This window comes from Modicisalibacter radicis (assembly GCF_900961225.1).
Classification (GTDB): Bacteria; Pseudomonadota; Gammaproteobacteria; order Pseudomonadales; family Halomonadaceae; genus Modicisalibacter.
Map to the genome: position 1 here is coordinate 73,011 of NZ_CAAHFN010000052.1, position 9,893 is coordinate 82,903.

Below are 9,893 nucleotides of genomic sequence, written 5' to 3' on the forward strand. Positions count from 1 at the left end.
CGATCAATCCCAGTTCAGCGCACCGCCGACCTGGTATTCGGTGACCCGGGTCTCGAAGAAGTTCTTCTCCTTGCGCAGGTCGATGATCTCGCTCATCCAGGGGAAGGGGTTCTGGGCGCCGGGGAACTGCTCCTTCAAGCCGATCTGCGCCAGGCGGCGGTTGCAGATGAAGTGCAGGTACTCCTCCATGATCGCCGCGTTCATGCCCAGCACGCCGCGCGGCATGGTATCGCGGGCGTAGGCGACTTCCAGCTCGGTGCCTTCGAGGATCATCTGGGTGACCTCGTCCTGGAACTCGGGCGTCCACAGGTGGGGGTTCTCGATCTTGATCTGGTTGATCATGTCGACGCCGAAGTTCAGGTGCATCGACTCGTCGCGCAGGATGTACTGGAACTGCTCGGCGACGCCGGTCATCTTGTTGCGCCGGCCCATCGACAGGATCTGGCTGAAGCCGCAATAGAAGAAGATGCCTTCGGTGACGCTGTAGAAGGCGATCAGGTTGCGCAGCAGTTCCTGGTCGGTCTCCGGAGTGCCGGTCTGGAAGTCGGGGCGCGACAGCGACTGGGTATGCTTGAGGCTCCAGGCGGCCTTGGCGGCGACCGAGGGCACCTCGCGGTACATGTTGAAGACTTCGCCTTCGTCCATGCCCAGCGATTCCACGCAGTACTGGTAGGCGTGGGTGTGGATCGCTTCCTCGAAGGCCTGGCGCAGCAGGTACTGGCGGCATTCGGGGTTGGTGATCAGCCGGTAGACCGCTAGCACCAGGTTGTTGGCGACCAGCGAATCGGCGGTGGAGAAGTAGCCCAGGCTGCGCTCGACGATGCGCCGCTCGTCGGCGGTCAGGCCGTCGTTGCTCTTCCACAGCGCGATGTCCGCGTTCATGTTGATCTCTTGCGGCATCCAGTGGTTGGCGGAGCCGTCGAGATACTTCTGCCAGGCCCAGTCGTACTTGAAGGGCACCAGCTGGTTGAGGTCGGCGCGGGCGTTGATCATGGTCTTGTCGTCGACCTCGATACGCGCCGCGCCCATCTCGAGCTCTTCCAGGCCGGCGGCGACGTCGAGCTCTTCCAGCGATTTCCTGGCGCGGGCCAGGCGCTCATTGTCGCCGACCTGATAGCGGCTGGCGCTCTCCGCGACGGCGTCCTGCGCGGCCGGCTCCGGTGCTGCCGGTGCCGGCTTCGGTGCGGCCGGCTTCGGCGCGGCCGGCTGCGGCTTGGCCTGTTCGGCGGCGGGCGTATCGTCTTCGTGGAATTCGTCCCAGTTCAACATATGGCTGTCCTGTTCTTTCGCTGGCGGCGTCAGGGCATGACGCCGGTGGCTAGACTGTGTGCGCTACGAGCTACGAGCTACGAGCTACGAGCTACGAGCTACGAGCTACGAGCTACGAGCTACGAGCTACGAGCTACGAGCTACGAGCTACGAGCTACGAGCGGCTCGCTGCCCGAAGCTCGTGGCCGGGTTACTGGCAGGCCTCGCAGCCCAGTTCGTCGATCTCCCCGGCCGAGGGCGCGCGGGAGCCGCTGCCGCCCTTGCCGGTGAGGAAGTCGTCGATGCCGCGCGCTGCCTGGGTACCGGTGCTGGCCGCAGGCGCGGTGGATGCGGCAGGCGCCGGTTGCGCGGCGCTCGGCTCGGGCGCCGGTGCGCCGCCGCCGTTGCCCACGGCGTTTAGCCGGCCGCGGTCGACGGTGGACTTCTCGACCGCCGAGGCGCTCAGCGCGCGCAGGTAGTAGGTGGTCTTGAGGCCGCGATACCAGGCCATGCGATAGGTGACGTCGAGCTTCTTGCCCGAGACCCCGGCGATGTACAGGTTCAGCGACTGGGCCTGGTCGATCCACTTCTGGCGACGCGAGGCGGCATCCACCAGCCACTTCGGCTCGACCTCGAAGGCGGTGGCGTAGCGCGCCTTGAGATCGTCCGGCACGCGGTCGATGGGTTGCAGCGAGCCGTCGTAGTACTTGAGGTCGTTGATCATCACCTCGTCCCACAGGCCGCGCGCCTTGAGGTCGTTGACCATGTGCGCGTTGACCACGGTGAACTCCCCGGACAGGTTCGATTTCACGAACAGGTTCTGGTAGGTCGGTTCGATCGACTGCGACACGCCGCAGATGTTGGAGATCGTCGCGGTGGGGGCGATCGCCATCACGTTGGAGTTGCGCATGCCCTGGCTGGCGAGCTTGTCGCGGATGCGGTCCCAGTCCTGGGTGGTCGAGGTGTCGACCTCGATGTAGTCGGCGCCGCGTTCCTGCTTCAGTTTCTCGATCGAGTCGATCGGCAGGATGCCCTGGCTCCACAGCGAGCCGTCATAGCTCTGGTACCTGCCGCGCTCGGCGGCGAGATCCGAGGAGGCCTCGATGGCGTGGTAGCTGACCAGCTCCATGGAGGTGTCGGCGAAGCTCACCGCGGCGTCGGAGGCGTAGGCGATGCCCTGCTTGTAGAGCGCATCCTGGAAGCCCATGATGCCCAGCCCCACCGGGCGGTGCTTGAAGTTGGAGTTCCTGGCCTGCGGTACCGCGTAGTAGTTGATGTCGATGACGTTGTCGAGCATGCGCACGGCGGTGCGCACGGTCTTCTTGAGCTTGTCGCCGTCGAACGCGCCGTCGACGACATGCTGGGAGAGGTTGACCGAGCCCAGGTTGCAGACCGCGATCTCGTCGGCGCTGGTATTCAGGGTGATCTCGGTGCACAGGTTCGATGAGTGCACCACGCCGGCGTGCTGCTGGGGGCTGCGCAGGTTGCAGGGGTCCTTGAAGGTGACCCACGGGTGGCCGGTCTCGAACAGCATCGAGAGCATCTTGCGCCACAGGTCCTTGGCCTTGACGCGCTTGTAGAGCTTGAGCTGACCGGTGTAGGTCATCGCCTCGTACTCCGCGTAGCGCTGCTCGAAGGCGGCGCCATACAGGTCGTGCAGGTCCGGGCAGGTAGACGGCGAGAACAGCGTCCACTCCTGATCGTCGAACACCCGCTTCATGAACAGGTCCGGCACCCAGTTGGCGGTGTTCATGTCGTGGGTGCGGCGGCGATCGTCGCCGGTATTCTTGCGCAGCTCGATGAACTCCTCGATGTCGAGGTGCCAGGTCTCGAGGTAGGCGCACACCGCGCCCTTGCGCTTGCCGCCCTGGTTGACCGCGACGGCGGTGTCGTTGACCACCTTGAGGAACGGCACCACGCCCTGGCTCTTGCCGTTGGTGCCCTTGATGTAGGAGCCCAGCGCGCGCACCGGCGTCCAGTCGTTGCCCAGGCCACCGGCCCACTTGGAGAGCAGGGCGTTGTCGCGGATCGCGCTGTAGATGCCGTCGAGCTGGTCGGGCACGGTGGTCAGGTAGCAGCTGGAAAGCTGGCTGCGTACGGTGCCGGCGTTGAACAGCGTCGGCGTCGAGGCCATGTAGTCGAAGCTCGACAGCAGCTCGTAGAATTCGATGGCGCGCGCTTCGCGGTCGTCCTCGTTGAGCGAAAGGCCCATGGCGACGCGCATGAACATCACCTGCGGCAGCTCGTAGCGCACGTCGTCGCGATGGATGAAGTAGCGGTCGTAGAGGGTCTGCAGGCCGAGGTAGGTGAACTGGTTATCGCGGCCGTGATCCAGCGCGTCGCCGAGGCGCTCGAGGTCGAACTCGGCGAGTGCCGGGTCGAGCTGCTCGAACTCGATGCCCTTGGCGATGTAGGCCTTGAAGGCCGGCTTGTAGAGTTCGGCCATCTCCTGATAGGTGGCCTCCTCGGCGATGCCCAGGAAGGAGAGCGCCTCGCGGCGCAGGTTGTCCTGCAGCAGCCGCGCGGTGACGTAGGTGTAGTTGGGCTCCTTCTCGACCAGCGTGCGGGCGGTCATCATCAGCGCGGTGGCCACGCCGTCCAGGGTCACGCCGTCGTAGAGGTTCTTCAGCGAATCGTCGACGATCTTCTTGGCATCGACGTTGTCGAGCTTGGCGCAGGCGTCATGAACCAGCGTCTCGACGCGGCCCAGGTCGAGCGGACGCACGCTGCCGTCGGCGAGGGTGACGTTGAGCGTCGGGTGCGGCTTTTCGATGTCGCCGCCGCTGGCCTGGCGGGCGCGGGCATGCTCCTCGCGGTAGAGCACGTAGGCGCGGGCGACCTTCTGTTCGCCGGCGCGCATCAGCGCCAGCTCGACCTGGTCCTGGATGTCCTCGATATGCAGCGTGCCGCCATCGGGCATGCGCCGCTGGAAGGCCTCGGCGATCTGTGCGGTGGCCTCGGCGACGAAGTCGCGGACCCGCGACGAAGCCCCGGCGTTGTCACCCTCGACCGCGATGAAGGCCTTGGTCATGGCGACCGAAATCTTGCCGGCGTCGAACGTGGCGACGTCGCCGCCGCGCTTGATGACGCGCAGTTGTTTCGGTGCGGTCGTGTTCAGAGCCGTCTTTCCGGGATCGAGTGTGGTTTCCATGATGCCGGGTTCCGTTAGTGAGGTATGAAATGAAAACGCTGTCCATGGTGCTTGGGGCCAAAAAGGCGGCCGATTCAGCGCGTTAAGGACCATTGACAGGGTTTTGCTGAGTTGCTAGATGGCACAGCATGTTGTGGTCATGGCGTGCACGAGCACAAGATAATGTGGCTTTTGGTCAGCGGCAAGTGAACAACTTGTGGGTAACTTGTGACTCTTTGGCCTGGGGTCAACGCTGCTTTCGTCAGGCCGCATGGTTGTGGGTTTCGCGGCGTTGAAGAATTTTTTCGATCGCTGCATCGGGTCAGCGGATCGGATCAGACCTGCGCGGCGTTCGAGCAGAGTCATGCAGGCGTGTCATGCGCTTTCACCCACACACAGTTCAAAGCCGACATCGTGGACCGACGGCTTGACTGCCTTCCCCTCGATGCGCGCGATGACCTGCTCCGCGGCAATGCGGCCTATGGCCTCGCGCGGCGACACGATCGTCGTCAATCGGGGGGTGATGTGCTGGCCGAAGGGCAGCCCGGTGAAACCGGCAATGGCAACGTCGTCGGGTATGCGGATGCCGGCCCGGCTGGCATGCAGGATGGCGCCCACGGCCAGGGTGTCGTCGGCACAGTGAATGGCCTCGGTGCCCGGTCGCTGTCTCACCACGTGGCGAAATGCCTCGGCGCCGATTTCCAGCGCGCTGGCCTCGGGCCATTCCTCCAGTGGCGCTTCCAGGCCATGTTCCTGCAACAGGTCGCGATGGCCCTCGTAGCGCAGGCGGGCGCGGTAGTTGCCGTCCATCTGCGCACCGGCATACACGATGCGCCGGTAGCCCTGATCGATCAGATGCTGTGCCATGCAGCGTCCGGCAGCGTAGTGCGAGAGCCCCACGTTGAGATCGATGCCCTGGCCGAGTTCCATGATCTCCATGACCGGCTTCTGCCAGCGCTTGAGCATGGCGGTGCAGGCCGCGTCGTGACGCAGCCCGGTGGTCACCAGGGCGGAGGAGGACCAGCCGAGGAAGGTCTGCACCAGTTCGTATTCGCGGCGCATGTCGTACTCGGTATTGCCGAGCAGGATCTGGTAGCCGTGTTTCTCGAAGGTGGTCTGCAGGCCCTGGATGACCTCGATGAACACCACGTTGGACAATGACGGCACGATCACCGCAATGAAGCGCGAACTGGCCGAGGCCAGGCTGCCGGCGAGCATGTTGCGCACATAGCCGACCCGTTCGATGGCGGCCTCGACACGCTCGCGGGTGGCCGGGCGCACGCTGTCGGGCGAGTTGAGCACGCGCGACACGGTGATCGTGGACACCCCCGATTCGCGGGCGACGTCGGCCAGGGTGGGGTTGTCCGCCCCGCGCCGCTTGCGACGTTCCGGCGGTTCTGAATTAGACATTGGTCGCGCTCCCGTTCCCATCGCTTGCGTGTTCTGAGAGGGTAATCTAAACCAGATGTTAGCGCTAACATCCAGGGCGATACAGCGACAACGACGACAAGGTGGAACACAGGAGACGCCAATGGCTGAGCGCGCCACGAACGCTGCAACGATAGGAGTCATCGGCCTGGGAGCCATGGGGTTGGGCACGGCCACGGCTCTGCTCGACGCCGGGCTTGAGGTGGTCGGCTGCGATATCAGCGATGTCGCCCGGCAGGCCTTCGAGTCGCGGGGCGGCACCAGCGTGGCCACGCCGGCCGAACTGGCCGGGCAATGTGGCGTCGTGTTGCTGGTCGTGGTCAATGCCGAGCAAGTCGAGTCGGTACTGTTCGGCGAGACGGGGATGGTGGATCGGCTGGCGCCGGGCAGCCTGGTGATGCAGTGCGCCACGGTGGCGCCGAGCTACGCCAGGGCGCTCGGCGAACGGCTCGATGCCGCCGGGCTGCTGATGCTCGATGCGCCGATCAGCGGCGGGGCGGCCAAGGCACGCCAGGGACGTCTGTCGGTAATGTCGTCGGGTAGTGAGGCGGCCTATGCCAAGGCCGGACCAGTCCTGGAGGCCATGGCCGAGACGGTCCATCGCCTGGGCGATGCGCCCGGTGCCGGCTCCAGCGTCAAGCTGGTCAACCAGCTACTGGCGGGGGTGCATGTCGCCGCCGCCGCCGAGGCCATGGCGCTGGGCATCCGCATGGGCATCGATCCCGATACCCTCTACCAGGTCATCACCCAGTCGGCGGGCAATTCCTGGATGTTCGAGAATCGCGTACCGCACATCCTCGAGGGCGACTACACGCCGCTCTCCGCCGTGGATATCTTCGTCAAGGATCTCAACATCGTGCACCAGACCGGGCGCGAACTGACCTTTTCCATGCCGGTGGCGGCCAGCGCACTGCAACAGTTCACCGCCGCCAGCGGTGCCGGGTTCGGACGCGAGGACGACTCGGCGGTCGTCAAGGTCTACCAGCGCCTGTCGGGGATCGCGCTGCCTGCAGCCAATGACGAGGAGGCAGAGGCATGAGTATCGTGCTCGGTGCCATCGCCGACGACTTCACCGGCGCGACGGACCTGGCCAACAACCTGGTGCGGGCCGGCATGCGCTGCATCCAGACCATCGGCGTGCCCGACCATGACCTGGACGCCGATGACGTCGATGCGGTGGTGGTGGCGCTCAAGTCGCGCTCCTGCCCCGCGGAGCAGGCCGTGAACGATTCGCTCTCGGCACTGGCCTGGCTGCAGGCGCAGGGCGCGCGCCAGCTCTTCTTCAAGTACTGCTCGACGTTCGACTCCACGCCGGCCGGCAATATCGGCCCGGTCGCCGATGCCCTGATCGATCGCCTCGGCGCTTCGCAGACGGTGATGGTGCCGGCGTTTCCGATCAACGGGCGCAGCGTCTACCAGGGCCACCTGTTCGTCGACGATCGGCTGCTCAACGACAGCGGCATGCAGCATCACCCCTTGACCCCCATGCGCGACGCCGACCTGGTGCGCGTGCTGGCCCGGCAGACGCCGCATCCGGTCGGTTTGCTCGCCCATGCCACCCTGGCCCAGGGCACCGAGGCCGCCCAGGCGCGCCTGGCCGAGCTGCAGCATGAGGGCATTCGTCACGTGATCTGCGACACCCTCGATGACAACGACCTGAGCGTCCTCGCCGAGACGCTGGCCGACCTGCCCTTGGTCACCGGCGGGTCGGGGCTGGGCCAGACCCTGCCCGGGGTCTATCGCCAGCGCGGCTGGCTGGCGCCGGTCGATGATGCAGGCCGATTGGACGCACCTGACGGAGCGGCCCTGGTGCTGTCGGGCAGTTGTTCAAGGGCCACCCGGGGCCAGGTCGAGCATTTCCTGCACGGCCACGAAGGCTTTGCGTTGGACCCGCTGGCGCTGGCCGAGGGCGATGCCCAGATCGAGGAGGCGCTGGTGTTTGCCCGCCAACGCCTGAGCGAGACGACGCCGGTGCTGATCCATGCCTCGGCACCGCCCGAGCGGGTCGAGCAGGCCCAGCAGCGCTTGGGTGCGGCGCAGGCCGGCGAGCTGGTCGAGCGGGCCATGGTCCGGCTGGCCCGAGAACTGGTCGGCGACGGCGTCGGCCGGCTGGTGGTGGCCGGCGGCGAGACCGCCGGCGCCGTGGTCTCGGCGCTGGGCGTGACCGAGCTGCGCATCGGCGAGCAGATCGACCCCGGCGTGCCCTGGACGCAGACTCAAGTGGCCGGGCGCGAGGCGCCGCTGTCGCTGGCGCTCAAGTCCGGCAACTTCGGTGGGGTCGACTTCTTCACCCGGGCCTTCGCGGTCCTCGGCCCAGGAGCGACGTCATGAGCCGCCACGACGATAATCTCCTGCGCGAACAGATCGTCACCCATGGCAAGTCGCTGTTCGACCGCGGCCTGACCATGGGCTCCAGCGGCAACATCAGCGTGCGCCTCGACGATGGCGGCTGGCTGATGACCCCGACCAATGCCTGCCTGGGACGGCTCGATCCGGCGCGTATCTCGCGGCTCGACCGCGAGGGCCGGCTGCTCGACGGGGACAAGCCCACCAAGGAAAGCTTCCTGCACATGGCGATGTACGCCGAGCGCCCCCGGTCGCAGGCCATCGTGCACCTGCATTCGACCCATTCGGTGGCGGTGTCGTGTCTGCCAGACATCGACACCCACGACTGCATTCCGCCGCTCACCGCCTACTACGTGATGCGCGTCGGCCGGCTGCCGCTGGTGGCGTACCACCTGCCCGGCGATACCGCCCTGGGCGACGCGGTGAAGGGCCTGGCCGGCCGCCACAGCGCGGTGCTGCTGGCCAATCACGGCCCGGTGGTGGCGGGCAAGTCGCTGGAGGCGGCGGTCTACGCCACCGAGGAGCTCGAGGAAACCGCCAGGCTGTTCCTGCTGCTGCGCGGCGAGAATCCGCGCTGCCTGACGCCCGAGCAGGTCGCCGAGCTCGAAGCGCGCTTTCCGCGCGATTGAATCGGCAACCCACAACGACACGAGGCAAGACGATTTCATGATCAAGCTGGCCGCCAACCTCAGCATGCTGTTCACCGAGCACGACTTTCTCGAGCGCTTCGCGGTGGCGTCGAAGGCCGGGTTCCGTGGCGTCGAGTACCTGTTCCCCTACGCCCATGAGCCGCGCGAGCTGCGCGGCGCCCTGGACGACAACGGCCTGCAGCAGGTGCTGTTCAACCTGCCGCCCGGCGACTGGGACGCGGGCGAGCGCGGCCTGGCCAGCCTGCCGGGGCGCGAGGCCGAGTTTCGCGACAGCGTCAGCGAGGCGCTGCGCTACGCCGAGGCCCTCGACTGCCCGCGCCTGCATGCCATGGCCGGGCTGCTGCCGGTGGAGGCCGACGAAGCCACCCGCGAAGCGCACCTGACGACCTATATCGACAACCTGCGCCATGCCGCAGGGGAACTGGCCAAGGTCGGGCGGACCCTGCTCATCGAGCCGATCAATACCCACGACATGCCCGGGTACTTCCTCAACCGCCAGGCCCAGGCCCGCGAGGTGCTGGACCGGGTCGGCGCCGACAACCTGCGCGTTCAGTTCGATCTCTACCACTGCCAGATGAGCGAGGGAAACCTGTTCGCCAATCTCGAGGCGCAGTTTCCCTATCTCGGGCACGTGCAGATCGCCGGCGTGCCGGGGCGCCACGAGCCCGATGTCGGCGAAGTGAACTACCCCGCGGTACTCGAGCGCCTGGCGGCGCTGGGCTACCACGGCTGGGTGGGCTGCGAATACAAGCCGGCGGCGGCAACCGTCGCCGGGCTGGGGTGGGGCGTCGCCTACGGCCTTCGGGCCTGACCGGCCAGGCCTTGAGCATGATGGCGCGACGACAACGATAAGGAGGGACGATGCACGTATTGATCACCGGTGCGGCCGGCTTTCTCGGCCAGCGCCTGGCGAAGACGCTGCTCGAACGCGGCGAGGTCGACGGCAGGGCCGTGACGCGCCTGACGCTCGTCGACCGGGTCGCTCCGGCGCCGCCGTCTCACGACACGATCCGGCTCGATTGCCGGGCCATGGACATCACCCGCCCCGGTGCGCTGGACAGCCTGCTCGGCGAACGCCCCGAGGTCATCTA

8 protein-coding genes are annotated in these 9,893 nt (G+C 66.5%); 5 read left to right on the forward strand and 3 right to left on the reverse strand.

Going from position 1 to position 9,893, the window contains the following annotated elements:
- Positions 1-3 precede the first annotated feature (3 nt).
- The 3 genes from HR9077_RS05220 to HR9077_RS05230 form a co-directional block, all read right to left on the reverse strand.
- Positions 4-1,269: a ribonucleotide-diphosphate reductase subunit beta gene (locus tag HR9077_RS05220; RefSeq protein ID WP_136065845.1), complete on the reverse strand. Its 1,266-nt coding sequence runs from the start codon at positions 1,267-1,269 to the stop codon at positions 4-6.
- 190 nt (positions 1,270-1,459) lie between these two features.
- Positions 1,460-4,399: a ribonucleoside-diphosphate reductase subunit alpha gene (locus HR9077_RS05225; protein ID WP_136065847.1), complete on the reverse strand. Its 2,940-nt coding sequence runs from the start codon at positions 4,397-4,399 to the stop codon at positions 1,460-1,462.
- Between the two features lie 354 nt (positions 4,400-4,753).
- The gene (locus HR9077_RS05230) at positions 4,754-5,788 is read right to left on the reverse strand and encodes a LacI family DNA-binding transcriptional regulator (protein WP_136065850.1); all 1,035 of its coding nucleotides are present in this window, start codon (positions 5,786-5,788) and stop codon (positions 4,754-4,756) included.
- Positions 5,789-5,843: 55 nt separating this feature from the next.
- Here HR9077_RS05230 and ltnD point away from each other — a divergent pair, with 55 nt between their 5' ends.
- The 5 genes from ltnD to HR9077_RS05255 form a co-directional block, all read left to right on the forward strand.
- Positions 5,844-6,845 carry an L-threonate dehydrogenase gene (gene ltnD, locus HR9077_RS05235; RefSeq protein ID WP_136065852.1) on the forward strand — a complete coding sequence of 334 codons (1,002 nt, stop codon included), beginning with the start codon at positions 5,844-5,846 and terminating at the stop codon, positions 6,843-6,845.
- Positions 6,842-8,137, forward strand: a complete 1,296-nt coding sequence (gene otnK / locus HR9077_RS05240; protein ID WP_136065854.1) for a 3-oxo-tetronate kinase — start codon at positions 6,842-6,844, stop codon at positions 8,135-8,137. The genes ltnD and otnK overlap by 4 nt, the downstream gene beginning before the upstream one ends.
- The gene (otnC, locus tag HR9077_RS05245; RefSeq protein ID WP_136065856.1) at positions 8,134-8,781 is read left to right on the forward strand and encodes a 3-oxo-tetronate 4-phosphate decarboxylase; all 648 of its coding nucleotides are present in this window, start codon (positions 8,134-8,136) and stop codon (positions 8,779-8,781) included. Before otnK ends, otnC begins: the two co-directional genes overlap by 4 nt.
- Before the next feature lie 37 nt (positions 8,782-8,818).
- Complete coding sequence (gene otnI / locus HR9077_RS05250) at positions 8,819-9,613, forward strand: 2-oxo-tetronate isomerase (protein WP_136065858.1); 795 nt, start codon at positions 8,819-8,821, stop codon at positions 9,611-9,613.
- Positions 9,614-9,663: 50 nt separating this feature from the next.
- A partial coding sequence (locus HR9077_RS05255) for an NAD-dependent epimerase/dehydratase family protein (protein ID WP_136065860.1) occupies positions 9,664-9,893 on the forward strand: 230 nt, incomplete at its 3' end.